The 15,590-nt window shown below is 63.7% G+C and carries 16 protein-coding genes; 2 read left to right on the top strand and 14 right to left on the bottom strand.

Features of this window, described 5'->3' with window-relative positions; all coding sequences use genetic code 11:
- A partial coding sequence (locus tag GY769_19950; protein MCP4204195.1) for an IS1380 family transposase occupies positions 1–542 on the bottom strand: 542 nt, incomplete at its 3' end.
- 163 nt (positions 543–705) lie between these two features.
- Here GY769_19950 and GY769_19945 point away from each other — a divergent pair.
- Positions 706–861: a hypothetical protein gene (locus GY769_19945; GenBank protein MCP4204194.1), complete on the top strand. Its 156-nt coding sequence runs from the start codon at positions 706–708 to the stop codon at positions 859–861.
- Between the two features lie 307 nt (positions 862–1,168).
- Here GY769_19945 and GY769_19940 read toward each other — a convergent pair whose 3' ends face one another.
- From GY769_19940 to GY769_19915, 6 genes are all read right to left on the bottom strand, one after another.
- Positions 1,169–2,137, bottom strand: a complete 969-nt coding sequence (locus tag GY769_19940) for an alpha/beta hydrolase (GenBank protein MCP4204193.1) — start codon at positions 2,135–2,137, stop codon at positions 1,169–1,171.
- A gap of 108 nt (positions 2,138–2,245) precedes the next feature.
- Positions 2,246–3,025: a MipA/OmpV family protein gene (locus tag GY769_19935; protein ID MCP4204192.1), complete on the bottom strand. Its 780-nt coding sequence runs from the start codon at positions 3,023–3,025 to the stop codon at positions 2,246–2,248.
- A 172-nt stretch (positions 3,026–3,197) separates the two neighbouring features.
- Positions 3,198–4,001 (bottom strand): hypothetical protein, encoded by an 804-nt coding sequence (locus GY769_19930; GenBank protein MCP4204191.1) that lies wholly within the window; start codon positions 3,999–4,001, stop codon positions 3,198–3,200.
- A gap of 344 nt (positions 4,002–4,345) precedes the next feature.
- Positions 4,346–7,228, bottom strand: coding sequence for a protein kinase (locus GY769_19925; protein MCP4204190.1), 2,883 nt, complete (start codon positions 7,226–7,228; stop codon positions 4,346–4,348).
- Entirely contained in the window at positions 7,225–7,809 is a 585-nt protein-coding gene (locus GY769_19920; GenBank protein MCP4204189.1) for a sigma-70 family RNA polymerase sigma factor, read from the bottom strand. Before GY769_19920 ends, GY769_19925 begins: the two co-directional genes overlap by 4 nt.
- Positions 7,810–8,142: 333 nt before the next feature.
- Positions 8,143–9,117 (bottom strand): IS1380 family transposase, encoded by a 975-nt coding sequence (locus tag GY769_19915; protein ID MCP4204188.1) that lies wholly within the window; start codon positions 9,115–9,117, stop codon positions 8,143–8,145.
- A 163-nt stretch (positions 9,118–9,280) separates the two neighbouring features.
- On the opposite strand from GY769_19915, the gene GY769_19910 reads away from it, so the two are divergent.
- Complete coding sequence (locus GY769_19910) at positions 9,281–9,490, top strand: hypothetical protein (protein ID MCP4204187.1); 210 nt, start codon at positions 9,281–9,283, stop codon at positions 9,488–9,490.
- A 57-nt stretch (positions 9,491–9,547) separates the two neighbouring features.
- Here GY769_19910 and GY769_19905 read toward each other — a convergent pair whose 3' ends face one another.
- The 7 genes from GY769_19905 to GY769_19875 all read right to left on the bottom strand — a co-directional run bounded on the left by GY769_19905 (position 9,548) and on the right by GY769_19875 (position 15,555).
- Positions 9,548–9,679 (bottom strand): DUF86 domain-containing protein, encoded by a 132-nt coding sequence (locus GY769_19905; protein MCP4204186.1) that lies wholly within the window; start codon positions 9,677–9,679, stop codon positions 9,548–9,550.
- Between the two features lie 385 nt (positions 9,680–10,064).
- Positions 10,065–10,490, bottom strand: a complete 426-nt coding sequence (locus tag GY769_19900) for a universal stress protein (GenBank protein MCP4204185.1) — start codon at positions 10,488–10,490, stop codon at positions 10,065–10,067.
- A gap of 37 nt (positions 10,491–10,527) precedes the next feature.
- Positions 10,528–12,024, bottom strand: a complete 1,497-nt coding sequence (locus GY769_19895) for a NarK/NasA family nitrate transporter (GenBank protein MCP4204184.1) — start codon at positions 12,022–12,024, stop codon at positions 10,528–10,530.
- A gap of 34 nt (positions 12,025–12,058) precedes the next feature.
- Entirely contained in the window at positions 12,059–13,696 is a 1,638-nt protein-coding gene (locus GY769_19890; protein MCP4204183.1) for a NarK/NasA family nitrate transporter, read from the bottom strand.
- 118 nt (positions 13,697–13,814) lie between these two features.
- A complete protein-coding gene (gene narI, locus GY769_19885; protein ID MCP4204182.1) occupies positions 13,815–14,543 on the bottom strand; it encodes a respiratory nitrate reductase subunit gamma in 729 nt (242 codons plus the stop codon).
- Positions 14,540–15,304 carry a hypothetical protein gene (locus GY769_19880; GenBank protein ID MCP4204181.1) on the bottom strand — a complete coding sequence of 255 codons (765 nt, stop codon included), beginning with the start codon at positions 15,302–15,304 and terminating at the stop codon, positions 14,540–14,542. The genes narI and GY769_19880 overlap by 4 nt, the downstream gene beginning before the upstream one ends.
- 2 nt (positions 15,305–15,306) lie before the next feature.
- Positions 15,307–15,555 (bottom strand): hypothetical protein, encoded by a 249-nt coding sequence (locus tag GY769_19875; protein ID MCP4204180.1) that lies wholly within the window; start codon positions 15,553–15,555, stop codon positions 15,307–15,309.
- Positions 15,556–15,590 lie beyond the last annotated feature (35 nt).

The following is a 15,590-nucleotide window of genomic DNA, read 5'->3' as shown; positions in this document are numbered from 1 at the left end:
TGGTAGCAGCTGCAGCGAAAGTGACCGTTGTAGGCGGAGCCCTCCTGTCGGCCGTAGGTCTCGCTCACCGAGCTGTCCAGGTCGAGGATGATCTCGCGCTTCGGCTTGCGCTGCCGCAGGCGGTCGATCCACCTCCCCGATAGATCCGTCAAGGCTTCGAGGTTCTCCGGCCGCGTGAGGACCGCCGTCTCGAACCGGCCCATCTGACTGGTCGAGGCGGCGTTGCGCTCCTTTGCCCTGCCGCCAACGACATGGCGCATGGCGGGGTCCACCGCCAGCCGCTCCGCATCGTTGGTGTCTTCGTATCCCGCCAGGCGGCTGAACACCGATTGCCGCAACAAGGCCACCATGCTGTGTTGGCTGTTGCGCCCGATCCTCCAGTCGGTCAAACCGCCGGCCGCCGTGACGGTGAGCCCCAACGCCTCGTCGAGTTCCCGATAGGCCAGGAGACCGGCATCGCTGGTGACCTTGGAACCGTGGAACTCGAGCTTCAGGCGACGGTCGAAAACCACTCGGACAGCGCCTTTTCCGCTTTCACCCATCAGATTCTCCCGATTGGCTCGCGGTGGAGCCGAGGAAAGCCTTTGTTCATGGGCCTGATCCAGGGTTCATTGTGCCTGATTTGGACTTCAATCTGGGAAATCCGGGTCAAAGACGATTCGCGAGACCGACGCGCAAGCGGTCGCTAGCGTCGTTTCCGACGCGGTGGGCCTCGAAGGCATCACCGCCAGCTCCGACTACATCCTCGGCTACGACGGCACCACCGCAACCCTCGCCGCATCCCTCGGACGCATCCAGCGCGTGAGCCACGAGCTTCTCGAAGCGATCGCTCCGGACTCCGAGCTCGAGGCCGCCGCGTAGGCGGCCTCCCCTCCCCTTCTTTGGCAAGCCGGCGAGTCTCGGCATGTGAAAACTGTCCCCCCCGCGGCCGATCCACCGCGGGGGCTCGCACCAGCAGGGCGGCGGTGCCGGGAAAGTTGTCGCGCCCCGCAGGCCCCGCGCGGGAGAAGGGTGGGACGGGACGCACTCAGGACGTCCCGTTCTTAGTCGGGAAGCTCCGCGCGGGGCTCTCGAAGTCGCCCTCCGGCCATTGTCACGATGATCGCCACGCCCGCGCGCACGATGTCTCGCTTCTGCCACATGGCCCCTCCCTGTGTGGGGGTCCGCATCACTTCCAGGCTTCGAGCATGGCCTGGATAATCTCCTCGTAGCGGTAATACACGACCGAGTGGCCCTCACCCGGGTAGATCGTCGGCTCGTCGCAGGACGGGATGCGGCCGCACACATATCCAGCGATTATCGGGTCCACCAGAACGTCTTCCTCACCATGGAAGACCAAGACCCTTGGGGCATGGATATCCTCGAGCTCGAACGGCCAGTCGCGGCGCTCGATTGTGAGGTCGCGCGTTATGCCTTCGGCACCCTGGCGAAACGCCTCGACCAGTTCTGCACCGTACTCGCGGCGCTTGAAGAACTGCTTGTCTTTCGCAGACAGACTCGTGTCGCCGGAACTCTCCGCCAGGCCGACAGGATCGCGGAAGACGGCGATTCTCATTATCCTCGAGAGAGCTCGTATCAGCCACGGACCGTTGTTCGCGCTCCAGATGAACAGTCTGTTGATCCGGGAGCCGCCGAAGGTGTCCCCGGTCAGCACGCCCCGGGGAAAATCGTCGCTGGTGTACGGGCCCTCTCCAGCCGCGATGACGGCTACCGTGATGCGCTCAGGGATCCCGTGTGCCGCAGCGGCCGCATGCGGGCCGCCGGAGCTCCAGCCCAGCACCGCAAAGCGGTCGACGCCTAGCTGGTCCGCGAGCTCCCCGACGTCTTCCGGCCAGTCGAGATACGTACGATCCTCCTTGTAGTCGGACAGCCCGTAGCCCGGGCGATCCGGGACGATCATCCGGATTCCCAACCGCTGGTTGAGCTCGTCGAAGTGGAGTCCCTCGAGACGCGAGCCTGGTCCCCCATGGAAGAGGAAGACAGGCCGGCCCTCGGAATCCCCGGTTTCCAGGTAGGCCAAGGTGCGGCCATCCGAAAGCAGAATCGTCTTCCCCGCCGAGCTGAAGCCTAAGCCCTCCGTCGGTGAAGGTTCGTAGGTGAACAAGCCGGCGACTGCAACCAGAACGATGACAAGCATTGATAGGACGAGTATCAAGAGAAAGCGCAGCAGTCGTCTTGCAGACAGGGCTCGATGCTGTTTGGCCATTGAAGCAGGAATCACCGCTGCAGTCGACAGCTGCCGGAGTCAGAACTCGTAGGTGAGGGCGACCAGGCCGAAATAGCCCCAGCGGGAGTCGATGATCGGGCTCTCCTCGTACTCGCTGGAAAGCCGTTCCACTCGCGCCAGCCCGACAAATCGGATCCGATCCGTCACCTTGAAGAATCCGAGCAGGCCGGCACCGAGGTTGAGCGCGGAGCTGCTTTCGAAGGCCGGTCGACCGGGCCGGGCCTCCTCGGGCTCGACGCCGGCGTAGTAGTCAATGAAGTCGGCGTCCTGCCAGATCACGCCGACTCCCGGAAACAGCCCGCCCTTGCCGCGACCGAACTCCTTGCTCCAGGTCAGTTCCAAGCTGGCCTGAGCGCCTTCGCTGCGACCGAGCGTATCGGCGGCGACCGTGGCCTCGAGCTCCAAGGCACCGAGCTCCCAGGCGGCCGAGAGACCCACCTCGATCGTCTCGCGTCGTTCCTCCATTCCGGCGAGGAAGCTGGAGTCATCCTCCTCGTAGCCGGCAAACTGCCCGCGTCCGATGATGTCCAGGCTGAAGTGTTCGCTCTCGATGAGTTGAAAACCGGCCAGAATGCCACGGAAGTAGAAGCGCTTGTACTCCAGATCGAGCAACGGGATTACACTGATCCGGTTGTCGGCGCCGACATACGGTCGGGGCGACGAGATGACACCGAGCCCGAGCGACCACTGGACTCCCTCAGGCTCAGGCCGCCCCTGCGCGGCCGCCGGGGCAGCACCGAAGGCCAGGCCGACACCTGCAACAACAAGAAGCGCGGCAAAACTCCGAGATCTCCTCATAACGCCCTCCCTTCGGCGCGCCGGACGTTCCAGATGCTCCAAGCGAAGAGCCTGGTGAGGGTCTTGTGAGTTGGCGTCACGGGGCTGGCCTATGCAGACGGCGGCGAGAGGTGTCGCGGAGAGAGTTCGGGAGTAAAGTTTCATAATCTCGATTTCCTTAATTGGTTAGGGTTTAAGGGGTGTTGTGTGAAGTCACGTCAGAGAAGCCGTCGGAGGTCGGATAGCTAGCGAACCAGGAATCGATGCCATCGAGGGTGTTGCTGTCGGCGGCTGAGGTGGCCGTTTCGTCGCCGGTGAACGAACCGGCGACCACTCTGCCGTCAACGCTCAGTTGCGCCGACTCGATCACGGGAGCCACAGGCGATTCCTCGGGAGACTCAGCCACGGGGCCGGCGCCCGACGCGGTTTCGATGTCAGCGGCTGCGTCTGAGTACCCTTCACCGTTCGCGTCGCCGGAAAGAACCCGTCGCACGAGCGCCAGAGCCGCCTCGAACTCGGATTCGGTCGGCCCCGTAGCGACCTCAAACAGACTCGGTTCCGACCATTCGGAGCTGCCGCCTGCGTTCTCTGCGCGAACCGCGCGAATCGACCAGGCGTAGCGACCTCCAGCGACCAGGCATTGCCCAAAAGCCGGAGTCCACGAAGAGGCCGAACCGTGGATTCTCTGGCGCACGATGGGCTCGGCTTCACCTGACTCGGCCAGGTGGTAGACCTCAAGCTCGTAGAAGGCGGCATCGGGCGCACTTCCCCAGCTGAACGCAGGGCAGCGTGCCTCGACGACGGGGACGCTGGATTGACTACCCGGCGACACCGCGACCGGTCGTTCTCCGGCCCAGGCGGGAAGACCGACACACACCAGAAGTACAAAGACAACCCCTTGGCGCATACGCACCTCCTTGGCTCGAGAGCGCAACGACGTCGCCAGGCCCCAGTTGCGCGCCCCGCCCATTTCATGAGTCAACGAAGTGTTTTGCATCCGGCATCCCATTCGAAGTCGAATCCACTGCTCTCATTAAGGAAGAACGCAGTTCACCTTCGATCGGGGCCATCGCGAGCGAATTCCCCGGGGCGGCCATGCCAATCCCTGCCCCGATCGGGTCCGCGGTGCCCGCTCCTGGCAGCAGTGAGATCAGCTCTGGAGTTACGGACTCGCCCCGATCGCCCAGTCCGAACCCGGCCGGCGCACGCCCATCGAGATCCGGCAACCGTATGCGGCCAGCGCGGCGAGGATCGCGAGAGCGAACAGGGGGGTGGAGAACTACGAAGCGACGGCGTCAGGACGGGCAACGATCGGAGTCATTCGCATCTTGACCTCTAGGCTCAGCCCGCCTTCACCGCGACCGGTCGCCCGCCGATCGAAGTCCATGCCCCAAACCCGGCCAGAGCGGCCACGATCGCGAGGGCGAAAAGCGACGTACCGAAGTAGGGAGCGGCGGGGTCCACCGTGATCGGGAACACAAGGAAGACAAACAGCGTGAACCAGCTGGTGACCGTGGCCAGCAGGCCAAACCGGACAAAGATCCAGCAGAGCAGAACTCCCATCAGGATCCCGATCGTTATTCCGAGCCAGGAGTGGCCGCTGATTTGCGCCGTGGGCATATTGGGCCCCATAAACAGCACGAAGAGCGGCAGTGCGATCCACTTCCTTCGAACCAAGGCGAGCAGGCCGATCAGGACCGACAGGCCCGCCAAGGAGGCCCAGAGTGCGCCCATCAGGCTCGAGGCGACGGCGCCGAGAGCGATACGGGTGCCAAGGAGAGGATCCGTGGTGGGAGCGAAGAAGGGCCAGAAGGGGTGGCCTATCGGCCGCGGCGGATCCGGCCAGCCGAGCCACCGAGGGATGAGGAAATAGAGCTCTCGCGCGGGCAGAACGATGAGCAGGCCCCAAGCAACGCCCATCAGGAGGTGCCGCCCGACCAGGGGATCCCGCACCCGGCCCGCGAGCAAGCGGCTCCACGAGATGAGAATCCTGGGCCAGAGGCGGCGCGTGTGGGACTCGATGGCCAAGTAGAACAGCCAGGCCATGACCGCGACGAAGAGGCTGCGGGCCACCGCATTGCCCAGCAGGAAGAGCTCGTAGTCAAGGCGGGGAATGTGATGGCCTGCGAAGAACCACCAGAGCATCCTGAAGGTGAACACTCCGGCCGCGAAGCGATTGGCTCCGCGGCGATCCGATCGCCCGAGCCGGAGGTTGCGCGCCGCCAGGAACACGGGCAGAACGAGCATCGCCAGCAACATCGCGCGCCAGAGGATCAGCGGGAAGCCCGTCAGACCGCCGGTCGCAGCTTCGGGACCAGCGTCCGATCCTGGCTCGATCCAGTTCGGGGAGGACGGCAGGATGCACTCGAAGAGGGTGGGCCGTCCCCCGGTGGCCGCCGCCTCGATCCGGACGGGAAGCTCCACCTCCGGAAGGACTCCGAGCCAAGCGGCTCGCACCTGGGCGAAGGTCCGAGGCTGGCGCGTCGGTGTCGTCGGCTGGAACTGACCGATATCCAACCCGGCGGCGTCGAACAGCGCCGGCCAGTCGGGTGAGGACGACGCCGGGTCCGATCCTGAGGTGGCCGGCGGAACCACGCGCAGAGACCGCAATCTGCCGCGAAGATCGGTGACCACCAAGATGTCTCCCTCCTTCGCCGGCGGATCGTCCTCCGTGACTTGTCCAGTCTGACCAAGGGGCCCGAGCGGCTCGGGGCTCTGCCGGTACTCGAAACGAAAGGCGACCTGCCCCGGTGTCGCGAGCGGCTGCCAGCGCGCCGGCGTGCGATCGGTGGTCATCAGATAGCGCCGGTAGTCCCTGTCCGCGCTAAGAAAGTAGGCGTGGTCTACGGGTGGCTCGTCGTAGCCTAGGCCGGCCAGCATCTCGCGGGCGTCATCCACCAGGGCCGCGACCGGCTTCTCCAGCGGTACCAGGCCGATCAGCGATGATTTCGGGGCGAGGTAGGCCGCGGTGCCGAGCATCGCCGCTATCGCGACCAGCAACAGGCCGACCGCTCTGGGTCGCAACCTCCCGTCCGGCCCCGCCGCGGCGACCATCTCGGGCGAAGGGGTTTCCCCGGCCGCCAGAGCGGCGGCCAAGGGATCTCCGCCTGGCAGCGCGGTGGCCACTTCGAACGCCGAGGCCGGCCTTTCTCCCGGGTCCTTTTCAAGACAACGTAGAATCACCCGCTCTACGGTCGGGTCGATTCCCGAGACATGACTCGACGGCGTCGACGGTGTCCTCTCTCGCGCCTGGCGCACCTCATCCCGGCTTCTCCCCTCGAACGGCCGCTTGCCGGTGAAGAGCTCGTAGAGGAGCAATCCCAGGGCGTAGAGGTCGCTTTGGACTGAGACTCCTTGCCCCGCCAGCTGCTCCGGTGACATATAAGCTGGCGTTCCCGACATGACCTCCGCACCCTCGATCTCTTCCGCCAGTCCCGCCAGCCCGAAGTCGGTGATCCGCACCCGGCCCCGCTCGTCCAGCATCACGTTGGCAGGCTTCAAGTCCCGATGCAGGATCCCCTCTGCGTGAGCCGCTGCCAGCCCCGCGCAGAGCTGCTGGGCGATCTGGACCGCCTTCTCGCGTGGCAGCCGGCCGATGCGCTTGAGCAAAGACGACAGGTCCTCGCCTTCGATGAACTCCATCGACAGATAGAGCTGCCCGTCTGTCTCGCCGACGTCGTAAACCCGGCAGACGTTGGGATGGGCCACCTGCCGCGCCAGTTTGACCTCGCTGAGGAACCGCGCCTTGAGCTCTTCACCGCTTGCCAGCCGTTCGGACAAGAACTTGAGCGCCACCGCCTGACCCAGCTTCAAGTCGTCGGCCCGGAACACCTCGCCCATTCCTCCTCGACCCACACGGTTGACGATCCGGTAGCGCCCATCCAGTAGAGTCCCCGGCAGGAAACGGGCATTGGCGGTTTCGGATGGGCGCGAGCTGGTCGAGCCGGACCCCGGTCTGAGCGCTGCGTCAACTCCGGCTTTGTCGCGCCCTGTCTTCTCCTCCGCCTCCTGGATCAGGCTTGCCAGATAGTCCTCGGCGGGGACGTCGAGGAGTCCAGTCCGCCCTTCCACCTCCAAGAGCGCTTCGATCTCGGCGCGCAGCTCGGCGTCGTCCTCACACAGTGCCGCGAGGCGCGCTGGCCGCTCGCTCTCTGGCAACTCCAGCAGCTCGTCCAGGAGTGCCGCGATTCGACGCCACCGGCCCTTGTCGACCGAGTCGCTCATGAGACCACCTCCCTGCTCAGCTCCCGATGAAGAATAATCCGGGCCCTGCGCCAGTCACGTTTGACCGTCCTGGGCGAGATGTCGAGGGCCTCAGCGGCCTCATCCACCGAGAGTCCGCCGAAGAAGCGGAGTTCCACGACCCGGCCCAGCCGCGGCTCGAGAGTCTCCAACCGGATCAGCGCCTCGTCGAGGGCGACCACCTCGGCCGCTCGCTCGCTGAGCGGCACCTTCCCCTCCTCGAGGGTGATCTTGCGTTCCCTACCGCCGCGCTTCTGGGAGGTTCGCTTGCGTGCCTGGTCGACCAGGATCTGGCGCATCACTCGGGCGGCGACGGCGAAGAAGTGTCCGCGGTCGTTGAACGAAGCGCGGCTTCTATCCACCAGCTTGAGATAGGCCTCGTGCACCAAAGCCGTGGTCACCAGGCTGTCACCGGGAACGCGGCGGGCGAGCTGGCGGTGCGCCATGGCGCGAAGCTCCCGGTAGACCAGTGGGAAAATGTGATTGGCCGCCTCCCGGTCCCCCTCCCGCCACTCTTCCAGGAGCCGTGTGATGTCGACACTCTGATCGCCGCTTTGCGCCATAGGTTCGCAGCCGACAGATTGAGCAGGCTTGTCATCAGCCTAGCCGGTGGGTTCGGGATTGGCAATGTGGCCTGGCCTCCAGGTTCTCGCCTTACCCGGGCGGTTGCTGTGCCCGGCGTCTCGTGCAGAGAAACTGACTTTAGCGACTTGACTCATCGTAAATAGCCTCCCCTTTCATAAACGGCTACCGAGAGTGAAAGGGGCCACGGATCTTCTTGATCAACCGAGAGCTACGTGGTTGCGGTCTCGAATGGCAGGTTCCCAAAGTGCGGCTACCGCTCCGGGCCAAGGTCGTATCGGATGGCCCCGATCCGGCTTCCTTCTCGTTTTCTCTTATGTAAGGCACAGGAATCGACTTTTGAGGAGGTCTGGATATGGACCGGCAGACCAATCCTCGTTAGCCTGTTGCTGCTTCTCGGTGCAGCGGATGTCGGCCTGGCGGCTGAGACTCCGTTGCCGGCGTCGCCGGGCGATGCCTCGGGGCAGGCCGCGGTAGAGGGCCGCTGCCCGACGTTCAATTGGGGAGCGGTCGAGAGGACGAGGAGCCCGATTGGCCGGCAGGCGGATGGCGTAGAGGAATCCTTCCTGCTCCAGGAAGCGGTAGACGTCCGGGTTGGCGAAGGCGGCGTCGCCTCGGAAGAAGCGTCGGAGCTTCTCCTCACGGTAGCGAGCCACCACCGGCTCGAGCACCGAGCGCCAGTCGTCGGCGCTGTGGACGTTGCCCTCGCGCAGCACCGCCCGCTCCAGGTCTCCGAACTGGAGCGGGTGGTAGCAGCTGCAGCGAAAGTGACCGTTGTAGGCGGAGCCCTCCTGTCGGCCGTAGGTCTCGCTCACCGAGCTGTCCAGGTCGAGGATGATCTCGCGCTTCGGCTTGCGCTGCCGCAGCCGGTCGATCCACTCCCCCGGTAGATCCATCAAGGCTCCCAGGTTCTCTAGCTGCGTGAGGACCGTCGTCTCGAACCGGCTCATCTGACTGGTCGATGCGGCGTTGCGCTCCTTGGCCCGACCGCCGACGACATGGCGCATGGCGGGGTCCACCGCCAGCCGCTCCGCATCGTTGGTGTCCTCGTATCCCGCCAGGCGGCTGAACACCGACTGCCGCAACAGCGCCACCAGGCTGTGTTGGGTGTTGCTCCCCGTCCTCCACTCGGCCAAGACGCCCGCCGCCATCACGGTCAGTCCCAGTGCCTCGTCGAGTTCTCGGTACGCCAGGAGACCGGCATCGCTGGTGACGTTGGAACCGTGGAGCTCCAGCTTCAGGCTGCGGTCGAAAACGACTCTGAGAACGCCTTTCCCTCTTTCACCCATCAGATTCTCCCGATTTGGGCGCGCCGAAAGCCAGGAAAGCCTTTGTTCATGCGCCTGATCCAGGGTTCATTGTGCCCGATTCAGCCTCCCATCTGGGAAATCCGGCTTAAGATCACGCCGACTCTCGCTCGGCGCTAACCTATCCAACGTCGTCCGCACAAGGATGTTCGTGACCGATGTCTCGCGGTGGGAGGAGTTCGGCCGAGCCCATGGCGAGGTCTTTGCCAATTGTCCGCCAACCACCACGATGGTCGAAATCAGAACCCTCATCGATCCCGAGATGCTGATCGAGATCGAGGCGGACGCCGTCATTGCGGAATCGGACTCGGCCGATCATCGCACGGCACGACACGTCAAAGAGCGAGCCCCGTGATCAGAAAGAACGGACTGTGCGTACCATCATCCTCGTTAGTGAGGCGTCACCGCGCGCTCAGTCGGAGGCCGAGCTGTCCGCGAACGGTTCTTCGAGGGAGTCGATGACCTCGGTCAGGTCGCCCGCAACGACATCCCAGACGATGTCGTGGTCCACCGAGGCGTAGCCGTGAACCAGACGATTCCGCATGCCGATGATCTCTCGCCAGGGGATCTACGGCGCGCTTGCCTTGGTTCCCTCGGACAGCTTGAGGTCGAACGCCGCAAGCGGAAGCGTCGGAAGTAAAGGGGGCTTGCGCCCGAGACCGCGGCTTCTCGCAGGGCTCGGAGCTCCTACTGCAAATGCTTTAAAGGAGTCTGCTGCGACGAGGAAAGAAGACCCAGACATGGTGTCCCCAACGATCGCCAGTTTAAACACCGTCGTAACCTGGTTCCGCCACTTCAGCCTGGTTCGCCAGGCCTTCGGTGAAGCGACAAACCCGACGAGACCCACATGATGAACCGCAGTCGGGACGACGTGACTCAAGCGATGCTTCCCGGGGGCGAGTTCGGACCCTCGGGGTCCGGCGCCGGTTCTACTTCACGCGTGGTACGGGCAGGGTGAGAACAGCGCAGGGGGCGTGCCGCACGACCTGTTCGGCCGTGGAGCCAATGAACAGATGGCTCAGCCCAGTCCTTCCGTGCGTGGAGAGCACGATCAGGTCGCACTTGTGCTCGCGGGCGTATTTGCAGATCTGGATCGCCGGATGCCCGGAGAGGAATTGGTTCCTGCATACGTACTCACCGCTGTGAGAGAAGCCGGCCGTGAACTCGGCGAGCTTCTGCTCCAGTTCCGCCTGGGGGTCGTCCCACGTGACAGCGTCCGACGGTGGACGCCAGACGTAAACGAAGTGGAACTCCCGCGTATGCTGCTCGGAGAAGATCTTCGAGCAGGCCTCGAGCGATCTCTTTGAATGGTCCGAGAAGTCGACAGGGATCAGGACGCGGTTGAATTCGAGCATGGCGTTCGTCCTCCAGAACTCTTGTGGCGTTTGTCGGCTAGCCGCCGCCGTCGAAAGTTGGCATCTCCGGAGCCTCGATGGCGGTCTCCCTCCTGGAAATTCCCCTCACGGTGATATGGAGCCAGATGAGACACACCATCGTCACGAAAAAGAAGAAGACCCAGGTCGTGGTCCAGAGCCCGATGCCTTTGAGCAGATAGCCGAAGATGATGGGGCAGAAGAAACCCCCTAGCCCGCCCAGGACCCCGACCATTCCTCCGACGACGCCGACCTCGGTAGGGAAGTAGTCGGGGATGTATTTGTATACCGCCGCCTTGCCGATTCCCATGGCGATGCCGATCACGAACACCAGCGCGGTGAACACCCAGACGTTGGCCTGGAAAAAGATGTTGGTGACTCCCCTGGCGAGCAGATGACGCTTCGCGACCGTCTGCCCGACCTCGACCGCCGGCACGTGCCAGGAGCGGATGACCGGCAAGAGGTGAGTCTGCGCTTCATCGATCTGCATCGCCTCTTCGGACTCGAGCGCGTAGGTGTCTTCCCCCACTTGGACGTGAGTGTCAGACACTGCGCTAACGGTGCCGCTCCTACGAGCCATGACTCCGCTTCCCGTCGACTCGATCTCCATCTTGGGAAAGAACAAGGCTGCGCAGCAGAGCGCGGTCGTTCCCAGAATCCAGTACATCACCGTGCGGGCGCCGACCCGATCCGACAGATAGCCGCCCAGGGCGCGGATGACGCCTGACGGCAACGAGAAGATCGAGGTCAGCAGGCCGGCCGTCACAATCGACATCGAGTACACATTGACGTAGTAGGGCACGAGCCACTGAGCCAGAGCGACGAAGCCGCCGAAAACCAGGAAGTAGTACAGGCCGAATCGCCATACGCGCACGTTCCTCAGCGGTCGGAGCATCTGTAGGAAAGTTCGTTGCGAGGCGGTCTCCGGCTTCCTGTTTTTGGTGAACAGGTAGAAAACGATCGCCATCACGACGAGCAGGACGGCGTAATAGACCGGGAGGTCTCGCCACCCTTCCAGGTCCCGGCCTCCGTTCGTCAGCTTCCTCAGGACCGCGGGCGCTCCCATGACGGTCAGAGCCGCCCCGGCGTTGCCCGCACCGAAGATCCCCAGGGCCGTTCCCTGCTGCTCTCTGCGAAACCAAACCGAGGAGAAGGCGATGCCCACCGCGAACGAGGCTCCGGTGAGGCCGAAGCCCAGACTCGCGAGCAGGTAGCCAGAATAGGAGTCAACGCGGCTCAACAAGTACATTGGAACCGCACACAGAAGCATCAGCGTCGCGTAGACCGGGCGCCCGCCGAAGCGGTCGGTGAGCATGCCCACGGGCAGTCTCATAATCGAGCCGGTGAGAACCGGGATGCCGATCAACGTACCAATCTGGGCCGCGTCCCACTCGAAGATCCCGTTCTCTACCAGGAAGGTCACCAGCACGCCGTTGAGCATCCAACAGGCGAAGCAGACGGTAAAGGCGATCGTATTGAGAGCGAGGACCTGCCACGCTAGTGCTTTCTCCTTCATGACGTTGTTCGCTCGCTTGCTTGCCTGAGCTCGGTCAGCACGACACCTCCGCGTTCTTGCGGGCGTAGTACCACCAGTTGAGCGCCAGGCAGGTGGCGTAGTACGCGGCAAATCCGTACAACGCGTTCTGGGGCGTGCCCGCCTGGATCTGGGTGGCGAAGATCTTGGGGATGAGGTAGGCGCCGTACGCCGCGATGGCTGACGTCCAGCCGAGCACCGGCCCGCGTACGTCTTTCGCGAAGATGACACCGATCATTCGAAAGGTGGAACCGTTGCCGATGCCCGTCGTCGCAAACAGAACGATGAAAAGCATCAGGAAGGCGGGAAAGTACTTCGCCGGCTCGGGCGACTTCATGGCGAGGGAGACGACGTAGCCGGCGCCGATCGTCGACGCGACCATGATGACCGTGTCCCACTGGGTGACTCGGGCGCCTCCGAGCCTGTCCGACAGCCACCCTCCCACGGGGCGGATGAGTGCTCCCACGCCGGCGCCGATCCAGATGAACGCGGCCGAGCTCAGGCCGGTCGGCTCACCCGCTTGCTCGCCCACACGGATAACCCCGAACACGTCGTCGATCAGTTTCGGAAAGGCGTTGGCGTAACCGATAAAGGAGCCGAAGGTCATGACGTAGAGATAGGTCATGACCCAGTTGTGCTTCAACTTGAAGATCCCGAACTGCTCATGGAGATTCTTGCGCGTCTCGTTCGGTGTCAGATACCGCATGGCGGTCAGGGTGACGACCACTGCTGCTACGACGACGATGAAAGTCTTCAGAACCACAGGGAAGGCGCCCCAGGGCAGGATCAGCAGAGTGATGCCGGTCGCCGCGCCGACCAGCCCTAAGATGGTGAGCCACAGGTACTTTCCGACCGCGACCGGCGTCGGCCCACACTTGTGGAAGGGGAGGTTGTTCATGAACAGGAACGCCAGGACCACGAATAGGGCGAGAATCGGCACCCAGATCAGGCCTGCGTTTTGGATCCACAGCTGCTTTGCGACGCCATCGGCGGCAAACTCGTAGGGATCGCCGCTCAGGGGTCCGAAGACGCGGAACGTGATCACCCAGGGAATCACGAACTGCATGACGCTCACACCCAGGTTCCCGAGACCGGCGTTCAGACCAAGCGCCAGTCCCTGCTTCCGCTTCGGGAAGAAGAAGCTGATGTTGGACATGGACGAGGCGAAGGCGCCGCCACCGACGCCGGAAAGCGCCGCGAGCACGATAAAGACAAAGAACGGCGTCGTGGGGTCGCGCAGCGCGATGCCCGTACTCAGGGCTGGCACGATGAGCAACAGGCTGGTCATGAACTTTACGTTGCGCCCTCCGCAGATCGCGATCATGAACGAGTTGGGGATCCGCAGAGTTGCTCCCGCCAGCCCTGCGACCGCCGGTAGCGTGAAGAGAAGCGCGCGGTATTCGAGACCCTCGTAGGCCTGCCCGGCGTTCATGAAGGTGAAGTTGAAGAGCTCGCCGTCGGAGGCGAAGTGAAGTTGCTGGATGTACTTGGCGACCATGCCCCAGTAGATCCAGACGGCGAAGCCCAGGAGCAGGTTGGGAATCGAGATCCACAGGTTCCGACGCGCGATACCTTTGCCCTCGCGATTCCAAAAGGTGTCGTCCTCGGGGTCCCAGTAGTGGGGCCAGGCCTTGTCGTGGTTTCCGGATTTCATCTGTTCTCTCCGCGGTCCTCACGTCGGGGACGAGATCGATCGACCTCGCGTCGCCGAGCTGCCGAAAGCTCCTCTTCAAGGGCCCGTACTTCGGCCGCCGACGACGGATTACGCTCCATTAGTTGTTGCTGGGCCGCGCCTTGCTCCAAGCCGTCTGCGGGTCGCGGATTTTCTTGCGGTCCCAGTTCCACATCACCTGCTGGTAGGGCCGTGTGAAGTAATGCAGCGGCGCGACCAGGGCGTGCACTAGCCGGGTGAACGGAATCATGAACAAGATGAGAAACGCGCCGACGATGTGCAGCCGGATCAGGAGGGGCAAGGCGATGACCGCGTCGGCATCTGGCGTCATGCCGACGAGAGACCATAGGTAGGGTGACAGGTCCGCCGCGAACCATGACGAGCCCCAGCGATAGACGACGGCGATCCAGCATCCGAGCACGACCTGAGCCAGCAGCAGGATCTCGACGGCGACGTCCATTACGGTGGTTATCGCGCGGATGCGTGCGTTGGTGAACCGCCGGAACATGAGAGCCAAGAGACTCGACAGCACGCTCAATCCGAACACGAAGGCCGTGACTTCCAGGATCAGCAGGCGAACGGGAACGCTGTTCCAAGCGAGAATCGCTCGCGGGAACAGGAAGGCGACGAGATGGCCGGCGAACAGCACCAGCAGTCCGATGTGGAAGGGCACGCTGCCCCAGAAGAGCTTGTTCCCCTCGAGAAACTGCGAGGAGAGCGATGAGACCGTAAAGCCCCTCTGCCGGTACCGGTAGACCGTGCCGACCACGAAGACGACGACGGCCACATACGGAAAAACGACGTACAGGAAAGTGTTGAGCGTGTTCATCGGGTCCTCCTCACCAGCGCCGGGTGCCCGTGGATCCGGGGCTCCGCCGCTGGCTGCGCCTGCGCAGCCGGGAGACTTTCGTTGGCTTCTATGTGGAGTTCGCGGTCGATGGAGCGCAGGAAGTCACTCTTGGGCGCCGGCCGCTCGCGCTCGGTGAGGCCGAAGTCCGCTTCGAGCACAGCCACAACGGCTGCCAGCACATCGCGGTACATCGCACCCCGCCGGGCGGAAGAGGCGATCAAGGTCTTGAAGTGCTTTTTGTAGAGCTTGTTGCGCTGTTTCATGCGTTGGCTGTCGAACTCCTCGATCATCCTCACGAGAGCCGGGTGCAGGATCTCTTCCACGAGCTCGACGACCATCTCCTCATCGCGCCACCGGGCGATCAAGCGCAGGACCTTGGGTAGGTGGTCGGAAAGCTCGCTGCCGCCTTCGATGCCCGCTTCGCGCTGCTCGCGGTTCAGATTCACCAGAAGCTCGCCCCGCTTGTAGTCGTCTCCGAACATGATGTAGCCGACGCTCAAGGTGGTGATCGACTGCACGTCGAAGGACCGCGTGAAGATCTCCTGCATCTCGTCGAGCTCTTCATTCGAGAGGCTCTCGTGCGCTCCCGGCAAGGCCCTCGCAAAGCTGCCGAGCTTGTCGTCGGCCAGCGGGTAGCGGTCGGCGAGAGTGTCTTGGAGCACCCGGATTCGAGCCGGATAGTCCCGCGCCGGATACTCGAAGAGCTCGGCGAGCAACTCGTAGTGAGCGAACCTCGACATGTTCACGATCCCCTCTCGGCCGTGCCGCTCCTGAAACCGAGACCCATTCTGCCTCTGGCGTCGCCGGTGAACTCCATCATCTCGATGGCCTGCTCGCGGTGCGCGGCCGGGATCACGAAGCGGTCGTCGAACTTGGCCAGAGAGGTCAGATAGTAGATGTCGTCGGCCACCTGCGCGCTGAGTCCGGTGTCGGCCAGTGCTTCCGGCACAGTTCCCTCCTTGACGTCGCCGACCGCTTCCTGGCGTTCCACTTCCGCCACCTTCAGCCCAACCTCTCGCTCGTCCA

Source organism: bacterium (assembly GCA_024224155.1).
Taxonomy (GTDB): Bacteria; Acidobacteriota; Thermoanaerobaculia; order Multivoradales; family JAHEKO01; genus CALZIK01.
The sequence above is the reverse complement of the archived record's forward strand: the minus strand, read 5'-3'. Positions and strand labels throughout refer to the sequence as shown.